The 16,795-nt window shown below is 65.2% G+C and carries 16 protein-coding genes; 11 read left to right on the forward strand and 5 right to left on the reverse strand.

The genetic code is table 11. The features are described 5' to 3' along the window. Positions 1 to 40: 40 nt before the first annotated feature. Positions 41 to 439, reverse strand: a complete 399-nt coding sequence (locus tag A5740_RS24235; RefSeq protein ID WP_371454797.1) for a DUF3349 domain-containing protein — start codon at positions 437 to 439, stop codon at positions 41 to 43. Between the two features lie 80 nt (positions 440 to 519). Here A5740_RS24235 and A5740_RS24240 point away from each other — a divergent pair, with 80 nt between their 5' ends. Continuing rightward, complete coding sequence (locus tag A5740_RS24240; RefSeq protein WP_076198325.1) at positions 520 to 1,971, forward strand: LLM class flavin-dependent oxidoreductase; 1,452 nt, start codon at positions 520 to 522, stop codon at positions 1,969 to 1,971. A 15-nt stretch (positions 1,972 to 1,986) separates the two neighbouring features. On the opposite strand, the gene A5740_RS24245 is transcribed toward A5740_RS24240, so the two are convergent. Then, positions 1,987 to 3,363, reverse strand: coding sequence for an alpha/beta hydrolase family protein (locus tag A5740_RS24245; protein WP_076198327.1), 1,377 nt, complete (start codon positions 3,361 to 3,363; stop codon positions 1,987 to 1,989). Between the two features lie 117 nt (positions 3,364 to 3,480). Here A5740_RS24245 and A5740_RS24250 point away from each other — a divergent pair, with 117 nt between their 5' ends. The 3 genes from A5740_RS24250 to A5740_RS24260 all read left to right on the forward strand — a co-directional run bounded on the left by A5740_RS24250 (position 3,481) and on the right by A5740_RS24260 (position 5,388). Then, complete coding sequence (locus tag A5740_RS24250; RefSeq protein WP_254849320.1) at positions 3,481 to 4,023, forward strand: hypothetical protein; 543 nt, start codon at positions 3,481 to 3,483, stop codon at positions 4,021 to 4,023. An 89-nt stretch (positions 4,024 to 4,112) separates the two neighbouring features. Further along, positions 4,113 to 4,316 carry a hypothetical protein gene (locus A5740_RS24255; protein WP_076198331.1) on the forward strand — a complete coding sequence of 68 codons (204 nt, stop codon included), beginning with the start codon at positions 4,113 to 4,115 and terminating at the stop codon, positions 4,314 to 4,316. 10 nt (positions 4,317 to 4,326) lie between these two features. Next, on the forward strand, positions 4,327 to 5,388 hold the full coding sequence (locus tag A5740_RS24260; RefSeq protein ID WP_076198333.1) for a YihY/virulence factor BrkB family protein: 1,062 nt from the start codon (positions 4,327 to 4,329) through the stop codon (positions 5,386 to 5,388). Here A5740_RS24260 and nrdF read toward each other — a convergent pair whose 3' ends face one another. The 3 genes from nrdF to A5740_RS24275 form a co-directional block, all read right to left on the reverse strand. Beyond that, positions 5,389 to 6,351 carry a class 1b ribonucleoside-diphosphate reductase subunit beta gene (gene nrdF, locus A5740_RS24265; protein ID WP_076198335.1) on the reverse strand — a complete coding sequence of 321 codons (963 nt, stop codon included), beginning with the start codon at positions 6,349 to 6,351 and terminating at the stop codon, positions 5,389 to 5,391. Between the two features lie 75 nt (positions 6,352 to 6,426). Next, positions 6,427 to 7,968: an NAD(P)/FAD-dependent oxidoreductase gene (locus A5740_RS24270; protein ID WP_076198337.1), complete on the reverse strand. Its 1,542-nt coding sequence runs from the start codon at positions 7,966 to 7,968 to the stop codon at positions 6,427 to 6,429. Between the two features lie 80 nt (positions 7,969 to 8,048). Continuing rightward, positions 8,049 to 8,789 (reverse strand): TetR/AcrR family transcriptional regulator, encoded by a 741-nt coding sequence (locus tag A5740_RS24275; RefSeq protein WP_076198339.1) that lies wholly within the window; start codon positions 8,787 to 8,789, stop codon positions 8,049 to 8,051. Positions 8,790 to 8,940: 151 nt separating this feature from the next. Between A5740_RS24275 and A5740_RS24280 the strand changes: the two genes are divergently transcribed. The 7 genes from A5740_RS24280 to A5740_RS24310 all read left to right on the forward strand — a co-directional run bounded on the left by A5740_RS24280 (position 8,941) and on the right by A5740_RS24310 (position 16,711). Further along, positions 8,941 to 10,125 carry an NAD(P)/FAD-dependent oxidoreductase gene (locus A5740_RS24280; RefSeq protein WP_076198341.1) on the forward strand — a complete coding sequence of 395 codons (1,185 nt, stop codon included), beginning with the start codon at positions 8,941 to 8,943 and terminating at the stop codon, positions 10,123 to 10,125. A 144-nt stretch (positions 10,126 to 10,269) separates the two neighbouring features. Continuing rightward, positions 10,270 to 10,914 (forward strand): TetR/AcrR family transcriptional regulator, encoded by a 645-nt coding sequence (locus A5740_RS24285; protein ID WP_076198381.1) that lies wholly within the window; start codon positions 10,270 to 10,272, stop codon positions 10,912 to 10,914. A gap of 119 nt (positions 10,915 to 11,033) precedes the next feature. After that, complete coding sequence (locus A5740_RS24290; RefSeq protein WP_076198343.1) at positions 11,034 to 12,410, forward strand: LLM class flavin-dependent oxidoreductase; 1,377 nt, start codon at positions 11,034 to 11,036, stop codon at positions 12,408 to 12,410. Between the two features lie 15 nt (positions 12,411 to 12,425). After that, entirely contained in the window at positions 12,426 to 13,598 is a 1,173-nt protein-coding gene (locus A5740_RS24295; protein ID WP_076198345.1) for an acyl-CoA dehydrogenase family protein, read from the forward strand. 153 nt (positions 13,599 to 13,751) lie between these two features. Continuing rightward, the gene (locus tag A5740_RS24300; RefSeq protein ID WP_076198347.1) at positions 13,752 to 14,309 is read left to right on the forward strand and encodes a nuclear transport factor 2 family protein; all 558 of its coding nucleotides are present in this window, start codon (positions 13,752 to 13,754) and stop codon (positions 14,307 to 14,309) included. Between the two features lie 6 nt (positions 14,310 to 14,315). Further along, a complete protein-coding gene (locus A5740_RS24305) occupies positions 14,316 to 15,110 on the forward strand; it encodes an SDR family oxidoreductase (RefSeq protein WP_076198349.1) in 795 nt (264 codons plus the stop codon). Further along, complete coding sequence (locus A5740_RS24310) at positions 15,107 to 16,711, forward strand: GMC family oxidoreductase (protein ID WP_076198351.1); 1,605 nt, start codon at positions 15,107 to 15,109, stop codon at positions 16,709 to 16,711. Before A5740_RS24305 ends, A5740_RS24310 begins: the two co-directional genes overlap by 4 nt. Positions 16,712 to 16,795 lie beyond the last annotated feature (84 nt).

A 16,795-nucleotide genomic window follows, 5' to 3' on the forward strand; every position in this document is an offset into this window, starting at 1 on the left:
ATTGCGGTCACCTGGTGACTGCAATCCGCGGCGTAACGCGTTATTGGGCCGCGTCGGACTCCAGGTCCACGCCGGCCAGCGGCCAGCCCGCCGCGGCCAATTTGGCCGCCACCCGCGCGATGTTCTCCGGGCCGGCATCGTGGTCGGTCACATCGGCGATGAACTCCGCGATGTCGTCGCGTTTGATCGGGTCGTCGATGTCAGCGGGCGCAGAAGCCTCGGCGATGTTGCGTACCACTTCGGCCACCTGCTCCTCGGTGAGCGGGGTGGCGCGCAGCAGGGCCAGCAGGGGCACCCGGTCGGTACCCGGGACACCTTCCGGGTAGCCGGCGCGCAGCCAGTTCAGAACCGAGATCAGCAGCGACTTCGTTGACACCCCGCAAGTTTGGCCGCTTCCCGTCAAACTCTCCACTGGACAAGCCGCAAGGCGGTCGGTCATCCGCTCATGGCCCACTGCCCAAAACAATCCCGATGAGCACAACCGGTGACGTCCCTCTGCCGTTCCGGCACGCTCGCCCAGTGACCCGTGTGATCCGCTTCAACGCCTTCGACATGAACTGCGTCGCCCATCAATCGCCGGGCCTGTGGCGCCATCCCGACGATCAGTCCTGGCGGTACAAGGACATCACCTACTGGACCGAATTGGCGAAGCTGTTGGAGCGCGGCCGTTTTGACGGGTTGTTCATCGCCGATGTGCTGGGTACCTACGACGTGTACGGGGCCAGTGACGAAGCGGCGATCCGCCAGGCCGCCCAGATCCCGGTGGGCGATCCCATGCTGTTGGTGTCGGCGATGGCCCTGGTCACCGAACACCTCGGTTTCGGCATCACCACCGGCACCGGTTTCGAGCACCCCTACCCGTTCGCCCGCCGGATGTCGACGCTGGACCATCTGACCAATGGCCGGGTCGGCTGGAACGTCGTCACCGGCTATCTGCCCGCCGCGGCGCGCAACATGGGCCAGACCGACCAACCGGCACACGATGCCCGCTACGACCACGCTGACGAGTACCTCGAGGTGCTCTACAAGTTGTGGGAAGGCTCATGGGAGGACGATGCGGTCGTGCGCGACGCCGCCCGCGGCGTCTTCACCGATCCGGCCAAGGTGCATCACATCGGCCATGCCGGAACACACTTCAGTGTGCCGGGCGTACATCTGGCCGAGCCGTCACCACAGCGCACACCGGTGATCTACCAGGCGGGTTCCTCCCCGCGCGGGGTACGGTTCGCCGCCGAGAACGCCGAGGCCATCTTCACCGCCGCCCCCACCAAAGCCCTTCTGCGCGAGACGGTCTCCACGATCCGTGCCGAGCTCGAGCTCGCAGGACGCGATCCCTACTCGGCCAAGATCTTCAACCTGACGACCATCATCACCGGCGAAACCGACGAGGCGGCCCACGCCACCCATGCGGAGTACCTCGCCTACGGCGATCCCGAAGGCGCACTGGTGTTCATGTCCGGCTGGATGGGTGTCGATCTGGCGCGCTACGGCCTCGACGAGCCGATCGGCAATGTGGATTCCAACGCAATCCTGTCGGCGGTCAAGGCGTTCCAGTCCGCCTCGGACAAGGGCGGTGAGTGGAAAGTGGCCGATATCGCCGAGTGGGGGGAGATCGGCGGGATGGGTCCGCGCATCGTCGGATCCGGCGTGCACGTCGCCGACACCTTGCAGGAGTGGGTCGAGGAGACCGACGTCGACGGCTTCAACCTGGCGTATGCCATCACCCCCGGATCCTTCGCGGATTTCATCACCCACGTGGTGCCGGTGCTCACCGAGCGCGGCGCCTACCAGACGGAGTACGCGCCGGGCAGCTTACGCAACAAGCTGCTGGGTAACGGCGATCGATTGGCGGATGAGCATCGCGGTGCCAGTTACCGTGTGGGAGGCGCGAACTCGACGATCATCGAGCGGCCGTCGACCCTGCCGTCGTCCTCAGCGTCGACCGCGGCCCAACCTGCCAGAGGTCGCTGAACTCGCCGGAAATTCTCAACGTGGAGCGGCCTGCACCGAGGTGGACTGCTCCCCCAACGTCGACGGCGGCAACGCGGTCTCCACCACGCCGGGAGTGTGCAACTTGCCGGCCAGCCACGGCAGTGCCGCGGCGAAAGCGTTGTTGGCGAACGCCCAGTCATGGTGGCCGGGCGCGGTGGTCACCGAACAGCTGATCGCGACCGCGCGGGCCGCCTCACACAGGGTGGTCGCCGCCACGTCCTGCGCCTCCGGATTGGCCGACGGGTCGTGGGTCGTCCCACCGCGGGAGGTGGGCACCTCGAACCATGCGGAGACATCGGCATACGGGCCGTGGCGCCCCATGATCGTCATGGGATCGTAGGCCGCCCACGCGTCGACGTCGCCGCCGAAGAGCCGGCTGATCGTCTGCTCCTTGTTGCCGGCGTTCGGGCGCAGGTCACCGGCGACGTCGACGAACGCCCGGAACATGTCGGGATGCATCAGGGTCAGGTCGACCGCGCAAGTGCCGCCCATGGACCATCCGGCGATCCCCCAGCCGCCACGGTCGGAACGCACACCGAAGTTCGAGACCAGGTATGGCACAACGTCTTTGGTCAGGTGGTCGGCGGCGTTGCCCCGCACGCCGTTGACGCACTCGGTGTCGTTGGTGAACGAGCCCGTCGCATCGACGAACACGAACACCGGCGCGTTGCCGCCGTGGGCGGCCGCGAATCCATCGATGATGCCCAGCACGTTGCCCGCTCGCAGCCAATCGGCCGGGGTGTTCAGTTGCGAGCCGATCATCATCACCGCCGGAAGCCGCGGGGGCGGGTTGCTGGCGAACCAGGCCGGCGGGAGGTAGACGAGTTCGGTGCGATGGGAGAACCCTGAGGCTTCGGCATCGATGGTCACCGGGACCAACACGCCGCTGGTGGGCTGGAAGTGGGCCAGCTGCATCTTGGTCACGGTCAACCGGTCGGTCTGGCCCGGCAGCGGGCCGGAGGTGAGCTGATTCCACATGGCATGGACGGTTGGGAAATAGCCGACCCACATGTTGAGGGTCAGTCCGCACGCCACCGCACATGTCCCGATCGCGGCTACCGAGGCGGTGCGTCGCCACCACCGGGCGCTCACCCAACCCACGATCGCGACACCGACCGCCAACGCCGTCAACGCGATCCACACCCACAACTGCGGCGGTCCGGCATTGCCGGCCACCCCGATCGAGTCGATGTACCAGTAAGTCACCGCGGCCAGCACTGCGGCCGCGGCCAACAAGACGGGCAGCAGGCGTCGGCGCCAGCGCGGTGAACGCCACCCCACCGCGGCCCCCAGCAGCATCGCGGCGACCATCTGTACGACGACTGGAAACCAGCCGTGGATCAGCGAGATCTGCGCAATGAGCTGGTGCATCGGTTTCTCTTGATATCAGCGGCGACTGTCAGCTTGCTGAGTGGTCGCTATGCGTGCCAGTGGGACCGCGCGTCAGGACGGCACGTCTTAAGGTGGCCTGATGCTTAAGGTGACCTGATGCGCATGAGGATTCTGGTGGCCCTGGTCAGCGTGGCAGTCGCCGCCGGCGTCGGCGTCCCCGGCATGGCCGCCGGTGACCCGCCACCACCGCCGCCCCCGCCACCACTCGATCTCAACGCGCTGACGCCGGTGAAGCCGTCAGACTTCGCGATGCAGAACGGCGAGTACTACGCATTCGCGGTGCCGGGAGATATCGCGTGCGCCATCGGGCGCGGATCGGGAAAATATGGCTGCAGCGGCCCGCTGCCGGCCGCGCCGGATGGGGCCAACGCCGTGACCGGTGCACAGCAGGGGGTGCCCACGTTCATGAACGACAGCCGGCCACTGTTCGTGTTCGACGGGCTGCCCAACCGGTTGCTGCCGGGATCGCGCATCAGTTTCCGCAACGTGACCTGCGGAACCGACGGCACGGTGACGATGTGCAGCAACTCGTTTGATGGAGCCGGCTTCGTCCTCAGCCCGGGCGGCAGCTACGTCCTCGATGTGAACAACCCACTGCTGCTCAATACCGGCGAGGGGCACAACCCCTACTTCAACTAGAGGTAGACGCCGTCGTAGTGGCCTTGCGTGTCCTCGAGTGTGCCGGGGGAAACAGTGTGGTTCGGGCGTTCCGCGGGTAACCCGACCCCATGGAACGCAAGCCGACCGCCAACGGACGCTACGCCGCACTGGCATTCGCCATTCTGATCGCCGCCTCGGCGGTCGTCTGCGTCGTGGCGATGAGCCTTGGCTGGGCGGGTCCGGGCGTCGTGGCGGGCATCGTCGCCTTGTCTGCGCTCGGTGTGGCGCTCGGCTTGTCGAATCAGCAGGAACGTCGGCACAGCGGCCGGTGAGCAGCACGAGATGACCACCACCGAGCACGTTGACGAGGACGAAAACCGTTCGCGCCCAGCGCCGGACGCAGCGTCCAAGCCGGACTCCCCCGCCGACCTGACCCGGCCCTCACTGCGTTACGCGGCGCGGCGGACCATCAGCGAGTTCAGCAGCGACCAGTGCATGGACCTGGCTGCCGCGCTGACCTATTACGCAGTGCTGTCGCTGTTTCCCGCGCTGGTGGTCATCGTGTCGTTGGTCGGCGTGATCGGGCAGAGCCAGCGCACGTCGCAGACGCTGCTGGGCATCGTCGACGACATCAGCCCCGGCGGCGCCGCCGACACCCTGCGCCAACCCATCGAGCAACTCGCCAGTGCACCGACGGCCGGTTTCGCGCTGGTGGTCGGCATCCTGGGCGCCCTGTGGTCGGCCTCGGGGTATGTCGGCGCCTTCAGCCGGGCGATGAACCGCATCTATGGCGTCGAGGAAGGTCGTCCGGTCTGGAAGCTGCGCTCCCAGCAGTTGCTGCTGACCGCCGTCGGGCTGATCGGCGGCGCGGTGGGTGCGCTGCTGCTGACGCTCAGCGGGGACGTCGCCAAGGCGGTCGGTTCTGCGCTGCATCTCGGCGAGACGACGGTGACGGTGTGGAACGTCGCCCGCTGGCCCGGGTTGTTGCTGTTGGTGGCCGTCGGCCTGGCGGTGCTGTACTACTTCGGGCCCAACGTCCGGCAGCCGAAGTTCCGGTGGATCAGCGTGGGGGCGGCCATCGCGATCGTGGTGTGGGCGGCGGCCTCGCTGTTGTTCGGCGTGTACGTCGCCAACTTCGGCAGCTACAACAAGACGTTCGGCTCACTGGCCGGCGTCGCGGTGTTCCTGCTGTGGCTGTGGATCACCAACGTGGCCTTGCTGTTCGGCGCCGAGATCGATGCCGAACTCGAGCGAGGCCGGCAACTGCAGGCCGGTATCCCCGCCGAGGACAATTTGCAACTGCCGCTGCGCGACACGGCCGTCATCGACAAGAGCGCCAAGAAGTTACGCCGCGGACTGCTGAGCGGCCGCCTGTTGCGTCGCACCCGCGGCCGCCGAGCGTGATTAGAAGTCCCAGTCCTCGTCTTCGGTGACGACGGCCTTGCCGATGACATACGACGAACCCGAGCCCGAGAAGAAGTCATGGTTCTCGTCGGCGTTCGGGGACAGCGCCGAGAGGATCGCCGGGTTGACGTCGGTCTCGTCCTTGGGGAACAGCGCCTCGTAGCCGAGGTTCATCAGCGCCTTGTTGGCGTTGTAGCGCAGGAACTTCTTGACGTCCTCGGTGAGCCCGACCTCGTCGTAGAGGTCTTGGGTGTATTCGACCTCGTTGTCGTAGAGCTCGAAGAGCAGCTCGTAGGTGTAATCCTTGAGCTCCGAACGCTTTTCCTCGTCGACCAGGGCCAGCCCGCGCTGGTACTTGTAGCCGATGTAGTAGCCGTGCACGGCCTCGTCGCGGATGATCAGCCGGATCATGTCGGCGGTGTTGGTCAGCTTGGCCCGGCTGGACCAGTACATCGGCAGGTAGAAGCCCGAGTAGAACAGGAAGCTTTCCAGAAGCGTGGAGGCCACCTTGCGCTTGAGCGGCTCGTCACCCTTGTAGTACTGCATGACGATCTCGGCCTTGCGCTGCAGGTTCGGGTTCTCCTCCGACCAGCGGAACGCGTCGTCGATCTCGGCGGTCGAACACAGCGTGGAGAAGATGTTGGAGTAGCTGCGGGCGTGCACTGACTCCATGAAGGCGATGTTGGTGTAGACGGCTTCCTCGTGCGGGGTGAGCGCATCGGGGATCAGGCTGACGGCGCCGACCGTGCCCTGGATGGTGTCCAGCAGGGTCAGCCCGGTGAACACCCGCATGGTGAGCTGCTTCTCATGGGCGCTCAGCGTTCCCCACGACGGGATGTCGTTGGACACCGGAACCTTCTCCGGCAACCAGAAATTACCGGTGAGCCGGTCCCAGACCTCGGCGTCCTTCTCATCCTGGAGACGGTTCCAGTTGATCGCTGAGACACGGTCGATCAGCTTCATGCCTTCGCTCACCAGAACCCCATTTCACCAGGTCGTTGTGTTTGCCGGATGGCACCCACGACACTACCCCTGGTGTCAGCTGCCAGCGGTGACCGCAACACCTTGTGCCTTCGTGTCGTGCCCGGCATGGAGGAAATCGAACTCCTCCGGGTCGAGCTTGCGGGTTGCCAGCCAGTACTGCCAGGTCATGCCGCTCCAGAGGGTGCGGTTGACACCGTGGGCGTCCATGTACCAACTCCGGCAACCTCCGGTGCTGAACACCGTGCCGGCCAGATCGCGTTGCAGTTCGGCGTTGAACTCGGCCTGGGCACGCGGGCTCGGCGACAGCGCTTGCGCGCCGGCCTTGTCGACGGCGGCGATCGCCTGACCGACATAGCGGATCTGCGATTCGATCATGAACACCACCGAGTTGTGCCCCAGCGCGGTGTTGGGCCCGAGCAGGAAGAAGAGATTGGGCATGCCGGAGACCGCGACGCCGCGGTGGGCCTGGATGCCCTCCCGGTTCCACCGGTCCACCAGGTCCTCACCGCCGGAGCCCTTGATGTCGACGTAGGTGTAGGAGTCGGTGACGTGGAAACCGGTGGCGAACACCACGACGTCCACCGGGTGCTCGACGCCGTCGGCGGTGACGATGCCGGTCGGGGTCATTCGGGAAATCGACTCGGTGATCACCTGGGTCTTGGGGTTGGCGATCCCGCGATAGTAGGTGTCGGAGTTGAGGATTCGCTTGCATCCGGCACGGTAGCGCGGGGTGAGTTTGCGACGCAGCTCTGGGTCTTTGATGCTGCGGTTGATGTTGTAGCGCCCCATCGCCTCGCCGATCTTGAGCAGCCAGGGCTGTTGGGTCATGGCGAAGCCGACGCCTTCGTGAATCCAGTAGATGGCGGCGCGCAGCGCCGCGCGGGCGCCGGGCACGAAGCTGAACACGCGTCGGATCCATTGCGGGAACTTGGTGTTCACGCGCGGCATGACCCAGGCCGGGGTGCGCTGGTAGAGGTGAAGCTCGGCGACGTCCTTGACGATCTCGGGCACGATCTGGATGGCGCTGGCCCCGGTGCCGATCACCGCGACCCGCTTGCCGGTCAGATCGACGCCGTGGTCCCACTGTGCGGAGTGGAAGGCCGCCCCGGAAAACTGTTCGCGCCCTTCGATATCCGGAATCAGCGGGATGTGCAGACCGCCGGCCCCGGAGACCAGGAACTGGGCGACGAACTCTTGACCGGTGTCGCTGAACACGTGCCAGCGCAGTTCCTCGTCGTCCCAGTGCGCGCGGTCGACGTGGGTGTTGAACCGGGTGTAGCGGCGTAGCCCGTACTTGGCGGCCACCCCGAGCAGATAGTCCTGGATCTCCGGCTGGAACGACCACATGTGACTCCAGTCCGCCTTCGGCTCGAAGGAGAACGAGTACATGTGCGACGGAATGTCACAGGCGCAGCCCGGGTACGTGTTGTCACGCCAGGTTCCGCCGAACTCGTCGGCTTTCTCCAGCATCAAGAACTCGACGCCTCGGCGTTGCAGTTCGATCGCCATCCCCATGCCGGAGAACCCGCTGCCGATGATCAGGGCGCGGGTGTGGATGGGTTCCTGCTGCTGCGGCGAGGGCTGGGCAACCGTCATAGCTCAGGTCCTTTTCTGGGAACGGCGGTACCGGATAATTCCCAGTTTCCGGACTCCGGTTGCGGCTGTCAATGAGAGCGTCAGCTGGCGTGCTGGCGGCGCTGAACACCCTCGTGAAGCGGCAGTTCCGGGTCGATCCAGATGCCCAACAGTTCACAGGTGCCGTTGATCGACCCGACCATGATGGTGGTCAGGTGGTTGACGAACTCGTCGGCCGGCATCCGGCGCGGGCTGTCCTCGTCATTGCCGAGCCACCAGTCGGTGGCCGAGGCACACGCCCCGAAAGTGGCGAACGCCGCCAATTCGATGGCCGCCCCGTCCAGTTCCATCTCGCGCAGTTCGTTGGAGAACATGTCGGCCATCGCCAGCGTGATGCCGCGGCCCTCGTTGAGCGCACGCATGGTCGATTCGCTCTGTTCGGCGAACCGGCCCTGGATCAGGAACCGCAGCACGTTGGGGTGTTCGTCGACCAGGCGCACATATTGTTCGACGCTGCGCCGGATGACTTCGCGGGCCGGATCGGCGCGCAGGTTGATGGCTGGGAAGATCGCCGACCACAGCATGTCGCGCAGACGCTCGCCGATCGCCTGAAACAAATCGGATTTGTCGGCGAAGTGACGGTAGATCTTGGGCTTGGCGGTACCGGCCTCTTCGGCGATCTCACGCAGGCTGAGCTCGGGGCCCAGCCGGTCGATCGCCCGGAACGCGGCGTCGACGATTTCGGAGCGCACCTTCTTTCGGTGCTCACGCCAGCGCTCGCTACGGGCGTCGACCTTGACACCCGGGCCATCGCTGGAATGTGATCTCGACGCTCGCCGCACCCGATTACTGTACCCGCCCTGGCGGGGCTGACCTGCCCAGACCGCCGGTCAACACGCAGTTTTGCCGTTTGACCCCGACGTTCGCCCGTCGCGCCGCCGATAACGCGCTTCGGTAGTATCGCAGCGACAGTCAACCTATGAGACGAGGCTCATGACGCAGCGATACGACCTGGTCATTGCTGGTGGCGGCCCATCGGGGTCCGCTGCGGCGTGGCAGGCCGCGCAGACCGGCGCCAAAGTGTTGGTCTTGGACAAGGCGGAGTTCCCCCGCGACAAACCGTGCGGGGACGGACTGACCGCCCGCGCGGTGAGCTACCTGCAGAAGATGGGCCTGGCCGACGAGGTCGCCACCTATCACCGGGTGAACCGGGTGACGGTGTTCAGTCCCAGTGCATGGGAGCTGTCGTTCCCCCGCCGGCCCGGGATGCCCGACCACGGCCATACCGTGAGCCGGACCCATCTGGATACGGTCCTGCTCAAGCATGCCGAGTCCGCGGGTGCCGAGGTGCGCCAAGGCGCCGAGGTGGCCGGGCCCGAATTCGATGCCAACGGGCGCGTGGTGGGCGTGGTGCTCAAGAGCGGTGAGAAGGTGCTCGGCGACGCGGTGATCGCGGCCGACGGCGCCTACTCCCCCATCAAGCGCGCACTCAAGATCGATTCGGAATACAACGGCTATTCCGCCATCGCGATCCGGTCGGAGATGCATGCCAACCGGCCGGACTCCGACAGTCTCGACATCTACCTCAAGCTGGTGTTCCAGGGCGATCAGCTGCCGGGTTACGGCTGGGTGTTCCCGATGGGCAACGGGCTGTTCAACGTCGGTCTGGGATACGTCAACAGCTACAAGAACTGGCAGTCCATCAACGCCACCCAGTTTCTCGGCGATTTTCTGCGCACCCTGCCGCCGGAGTGGGAACTGCCGCCGATCGAAGAACTCAAGAAGAACAAGAGCGTGCGGGCCTGGCGCTTGCCGATGGGCTTCACCGCCTGGCCGCCGTGGCGTCCCGGTGTGCTGTTCACCGGTGACTCGCTCGGTGCGGGCAAGCCGGCCTCGGGTGCGGGCATCTCCAAGGCACTCGAATCCGGCTTGGCCGCCGGCGAATGCGCCATCGCCGCCCTGCAGAACGGCGGGCCCGACGACTTCACGAACTACGCACAGCGGATGGAAGCCGCGTGGGGCCGGGAATACCGGCGTGGCCGCTACATGCACAAGTTGATCGGCTATCCGAAACTGGCCGAGGCCGGGGTCAAGCTGATCGACAACACGGCATTCCGGGACCGGATGCTCAAGGCGCTCTACAAGAAGGCCCAGGGCCCACAGCACACAGTCAAATAACGTTCGGCGACGGTGCGGCCGCCGCGGAGAACGCGAGGTTCTCCGCGGCGGCTTCGCATTTTGCGGTGTGGCGGCACCACGTCGAATGCAGTAGACCTGATGATCGGGTGTCAGAATGTCGGCAGTCGATCGATCGAGGAGACCATGGCAGCATCGGGCCGACGCGTAGGTGCAGAAACGTCGAAGACCAGGGACACCCTGCTCGACTGCGTCGAGAAGATGATGCTCGAAGACGGGTATGCCAGCGTCACCTACCGCGCGTTGGCCACCAAAGCCGGAGTCACACCGAGCCTGGTGCAGTACTACTTCCCGGTCCTGGACGACATCTTCATCGCCGCCATCTCGCGGTACTCGCAACGAAATGTGGAGTATCTGAACAAGATTCTGGCCAAACGGACCGAGGATCCGCTGCGCGCCCTGTGGGAGTACAACTGGGACGAGGCCACCGGCGCGCTGATGACCGAATTCATGGCGCTCGGCAACCATCGTAAATCGATCCAGGCCGAGATCGCCTCGGTGACCGAGAGTGCTCGCAAGGTCCAGTTGGACGCGTTGACAGCTAAATTCGGTGAAGACGCCCGCCCGTTCGGCAATCTGTCCCTGCCGGCGCTGCAGCTGCTCGTCTCGAGCCTGCCCAAATTCCTCAACCTGGAAAAGGGTATCGGCGTGCAGACCGCGCACGCCGAGCTCACCCAGGTGTTCGAGGATTATCTGGACACCATCGAACCTCGTGTCGCGTCGGCCAAACGGCCGTCGTCGAAGCGTCGCACCAAAAAGGCCGGTAGCTAGAAACTCCACGTCATTCGCGACCACGGCGTCGCCCTTGACCGCGCCGATTTTCGGGTGCTATACAGCCGTATAGGCTATACATCGGTATAGCATCGGCCACCGGCAGGAGAGTCCGCGGAATGCCCAAACGTCTGATCTTCACGCTCTTGTTGATGGATGCGATCGGCCACAATTTCCACGGGATCTGGCGCCATCCTGATGCTCGCAACCGTGAGTTCAAGGGCTTCGACCTGTGGGTTGAGCTGGCCAAAAAGGCCGAGCAGGCCAAGGTCGACGCGTTCTTCTTCACCGATGTCATGGGCGTTCACGGCGAGTACAACGGCTCGCGCGACGTGATCTTCGAGCAGGCCATGAACGTCCCCATCGCTGACTGCACGATGGTGATTCCGGCGATGGCGCACGCGACGGACAACCTGGGGTTTCTCTACACGAGTTCGGTGATCTCGCATCATCCGTTCGTGTTCGCCCGAGCCGCCTCGACGCTCGACCATTTGAGTGGCGGCCGGATCGGATGGAACATCGTCACCTCCGCCAACGAGAAGGCATTCCGCAATCTCGGTCTGCCGGCGAATCTTTCGCATGACGAGCGCTACGGCTGGGCCGACGAGTACGTCGATGTCACCTACAAACTGTGGGAGGGGTCGTGGGACGCCGATGCCATCGTCAACGACCCAGACCGTGGGGTGTACGCCGACCCGTCGAAAGTCCATGACATCCGGCACGAGGGCAAGCGGTACAGCGTCGAAGGTTTCAACCTGATGGAGCCGTCCCCGCAGCGCACCCCACTGCTGGCACAGGCCGGTGGGTCGCCGGCAGGACTCGAATTCGCCAGTAAGCACGCTGAGTTGATGTTCCTCTCGGCATTCTCGCTGGAGACCATCGCCGCTCAGGTCAACAGTGTGCGCGAGCTGGCCCGCGCCCGTGGGCGCCACGACGGCGACATCCTGTTCCTGCAGGGCATGATGTTCGTCATCGGGTCGACCGACGAAGAGGCCTACCGCAAGTGGGGCGAGCTGGAGGAGTTCCGCAGCCCTGAAGCCCAGACGGCCTACTTCTCCAGCTTGAGCGGGACCGATCTGGGCCGCTACGACCCGGGCACACCGCTGGAAGACATCCTCGAAGAATTACCCGGCGTCCGTGGGGCTTTCCTCGCCGTGATCAACGCATGGCCCGAGGGCGTCAAACCGACGGTCAAGGATTTCCTCACCTCGTTGTCGTTACCCCAGATGGTGGTCGGGTCACCGGAAACCATCGCGACCCGCCTGATGGAGTACCAGGGCGCCGGCGTCGACGGCGTTCAGGTGATGAACGCCCTGATGCCGCAGAGCTACGACGACTTCTTCGAGCATCTGGTGCCGGTGCTGCAGGACAAGGGCCTGATGCAGAAGGAATACCAGCCCGGAACGTTGCGCGAGAAGCTTTTTGATACCGCGGATGCGGGGGTCAACGAGCGCCATCCAGCGCACGGCTATCGGGGCATGTTCTGCGATCGATGAACTTGCCGGAGAAACATGCAACTCACATTCGGTCCTGAAATCGAGGGGTTCAGAGCAGAATTCGTCGCGTTCTTGGATGAGCACCTGCCTCCGGAAGCCAGCACCGTCGAGCGGATCAGCTCTAGCGCGTATCTTCCCGACTGGGCACGGCAGTGGCAGCGCACCATGTTCGACCATGGCTGGCTTCAGCCCGGCAATGCACCGGAGTTCGGTGGCCGCAATGCCGGCATCGTCGAGCAGTACGTGTACTTCCAAGAACTGGGCAGCCGACGGATCGCACAGACATTCAATCCGCAAGGCGTTGGCATCATTGCCGCCTCCCTGATCACCTTCGGCACACCCGAACAGCAACAGCGGTGGGCCATTCCGATCCTGCGCGCGGAGATCACCGCGGCACTCGGTATGAGCGAACCGGGCGCCGGATCGGACCTGGCGGCCCTGCGTACCCGCGCCGTACGCGACGGCGACGACTTCGTCGTCAACGGCCAGAAGGTGTGGACCTCCGGCGCGCACGACGCCGATGTGATGTTTGTTCTGGTCCGCACCGATCCGGATGCCCCGAAGCACAAGGGAATCAGTGCCTTGATGATCCCCACCGACACTCCCGGAGTCACCCGCCGACCGTTTCCGTCGGCCTGCGGCATGGACGACGTCGACTTCAACGAAGTGTTCTTCGTCGATGTACGGGTCCCGATGGCCAATCTGGTCGGTCCGCTCAACGGAGGGTGGACGGTCGCCAACGGATCACTGGGCCACGAACGAACGTTGTTGTGGCTCAGTTACGCCGAGCGATTACAGGAATACCTTGAGGACTGGGATCCCGGCGATACCCTCGACCAAGACCACTATGCGCAGCTCGTGATGGACCATGAGGCGTTGCGCCTGCTCGGTTCTCAGACGCTCGCGGCAGCCGCCCGTGGTGAAGGCGACGGCGGGCGGATATCGGTGCTCAAACTGCTCGGCTCGGAGGCCGCCCAGCGGATCGGGGAGGCGGCACTGCATTCCGCGGAAGGCTCCGGCCTGCTGAACCCGGCGCTGACCAACTACCAGCCCTGGCACCAGGACCACTACACCGGCAGTTGGTTCGACCGCTATCTGCGCAGTTTTGCCGGCACCATTGCGGGTGGGACGTCGGAAATCCAGCGCAACGTCATCGCCCAGCGCATCCTCGGCTTGCCCCGGAGCTGACCGGGGCAGTCCCTCACTCCCGGCGTTCGGCAACCGTCTTGCCCACCAACGCTTTCTGAATGCACCGACTTCCTGCCCGACACCCGCCGCGTGTGCTATACATTCGTACAACACTTCGATCCCTTACGTCCCCCCGAAAGGACCGCATCACCGATGACGAATACCGATGACCTCGAGCAGCTCCGCCGGCGGGTGCAGTACCTGGAGGATCGGACCGCGATCTTGGACTGCGTGATGAATCAGTCCCGTGGTCATGACCGCCACGACGCCGAACTGATGGGCAGCGTGTACTTCGAAGACGGTGTCGACGAGCACGGACCGACCGTCAAGACCGGTCCGGAGTACGGTGAGTGGGCCAACGCCGCCCACACCTCGGTGTTCGAGGACCACCTGCACAACATCACCACCCACACCTGCGAGGTCGACGGTGACGTCGCCCATGCCGAGAGCTACGTCATCGGCGCCATGCGCGCCAAGGGCGGCAAGATCGTGTCCCTCATGGGTGGCCGCTACATCGACCGCCTGGAGCGCCGGGACGGGGTCTGGAAGATCGCGCTGCGACGGTGCACCATCGAATGGATGATGAACGGCGACTCGTCACTGCTGAACTCCGGCGCCGTGGCCGGATTCATCAAGGGCACCTGGGACAAGACCGACGCGTCGTATCACCGGCCGCTTTCCATGGACGGCGCACCAGTCAACCGCTGGTAACTCGCCATGGAACTCAACGGCAGAGTTGCCCTGGTGACCGGCGGCGCGTCGGGCATCGGCCGAGCGTCGGCACAGCGGTTCGCTGCCGAAGGGATGCGGGTCTGTGTGGTGGACATCGATGGCGGGGCGGCCGAGCAGGCCGCCCGGTCGTTCGATGGGTTGGGATTTGCCTGCGACGTGTCCGACCCCGCTCAGGTCCAGGCGGCCTTCACGCGCTGCGCCGCCGAATTCGGCGGGTTGGATCTGGCATTCCTCAACGCGGGCATCACGATTCACTGGTCCGGCGACATCGGATCGCTCGATCTGGACCAATACCGCAGATCGGTCGGCGTGAACCTGGACGGGGTGGTCTACGGCGCGGTGGCCGCCGTCAAGACCATGCGGTCGCAGGCCGGGGCCACCGAGCGGGCCGTCTTGGCGACGGCCTCCCTGGCCGGCCTCATCCCCTGGCATCCCGATCCCGTGTACAGCCTCGGCAAGCACGGCGTGGTCGGATTCATGCGGTCCATCGCCCCGAACCTCGCGCCCGAGGGCATCGCAGTACACACCATCTGCCCGGGGATCACCGAAACCGGGGTGTTGGGAGATCGGCGCAAGCTGGTCGAACGCATCGGGGTACCGGTGATGGAGCCCGAGACCATCGCCGACGCGGTACTGACGGCCGCAACCGCACCCACCGACACAACCGGATCATGCTGGGTTGCCCAGCACGGGAAACCTGCGTGGCCAATGGCTTTCAGCGAAGTCACCGGAGCTGACCTCCGATTGAACGTACCGGTCACCCTGAGGACCAAGATATGACCAGCTACGACTACATCATCGCCGGTGCCGGTTCGGCCGGCTGCGTACTCGCCAACCGGCTGTCCGCGGACCCGGCGGTGTCGGTGTTGTTGCTCGAGGCCGGTGGCGGTGACCGCAGCCCGATGTTCAGCATCCCGAAGGGCTCGGGACTGGTGTTCGAGAACGAGAAGTACACCTGGCAGTACAAGACCGTTCCGTTCGGACCGAATTCGCATGTCGAGACCTGGATGCGCGGCAAGCTGCTCGGTGGGTCGAGTTCGGTGAACGGCATGATCTACAACCGCGGCCACCGAGCCGATTACGACGAGTTGGAACGGTTGGGCAACCCCGGCTGGGGCTGGGACAACATCCTGCCGATCTTCAAGTCCTTCGAGGACAACGAATTCGGCCCGTCACCGACCCGCGGCACCGGTGGCCCACTGCACATCTCGGTTCCCCGTGATCCCGACCCGCTATGCCAGGAGATGCTGGCCGCCGGGGTGAAGGCGGGGCTGACAGAAGTTCAGGACATCAACGAATCCGACGAAGCGCGGATCGGCTACGCGACCTCCACCATCAGGAACGGCCGGCGGGTCAGCGCGTCGCGGGCGTTCCTCAAGCCGGCCATGTCCCGTCCGAATCTCACGGTGCTGACCAATACCTCGGTAGACCGCATCCTGTTCGATTCCCGCCGTGCGGTCGGCGTGATGGTCCGCAACCGCCGGGGCAGCACCGAAATCCGGGCCACCCGCGAGGTGATCGTCTCATTGGGCAGCCTCAACAGCCCGAAGCTGTTGCAGCTGTCCGGTATCGGCCCCAAGGAAGTGCTGACGGCCGCCGGTGTACAGGTCTACCTGGACCGGGAACGCATGGGACGCGGGCTGCGGGAACACCGGTGTGCGGCCATGCGGTTTCGGCTCAACGCCGATCTCGGCTACAACCGGCAGCTGTCGGGGAACCTGGCCCAGGCGAAAACCGGCGTCAAGTATCTGGCCACCCGCAAGGGACCGCTCGCCGCGCCGTCGTTCGACCTCATCGCGTTCGTCAAGTCCCGGCCGGAGGCCGAGCGGGTCGATGCCCAGTTGATGCTCGGGCCGTGGACGATCCCGCCGTACAACACCGGGCAACCAGTCGTGATCGAACGCGCAGCGGGGGCGTCCTGCTTGGGGATGGCGCTGCGCCCGACCGCCGAAGGGCGTTGCGAGATCACCGGGTCCGATCCCGACGCACCGGTTCTCATCGATCCCAATTACCTCGGGACCGAGGAGGATCGGCAGACGACGGCCAATCTGCTGCGAACGATGCGGGAGATCTTCGGCCAAGAACCTATTGTCGACCGGATCGAGGGCGAAACCTTCCCGGGGTCTGGAGCGGTCAGCGACGACGAACTCGTTGACGCTGCCCTCGCCGGCGGTTACAGCGGATACCACGCGATCGGCACCTGCGCGATGGGACCGCACGATGATGCTGTGGTGGACAGCAGACTGCGGGTGCGCGGCGTGGACGGGCTTCGCGTTGTCGACTGCTCGGTCATGCCGACCATGGTGGCCGGCAACCTCAACGGACCGATGATGGCGATGGCCTGGCGGGCCGCCGACTTCATCCTGGAAGACCTGTCCTGACAACCGGAATCGGGGGGGGGGCGGGGCCCCCGGGCGGAAGGGGGCCCCGGGCGCGGCGGCGGCGGGCCGCCGGGGTTGGGCGGG

It is taken from the genome of Mycobacterium sp. GA-1841 (assembly GCF_001954135.1).
Taxonomy (GTDB): domain Bacteria; phylum Actinomycetota; class Actinomycetes; order Mycobacteriales; family Mycobacteriaceae; genus Mycobacterium.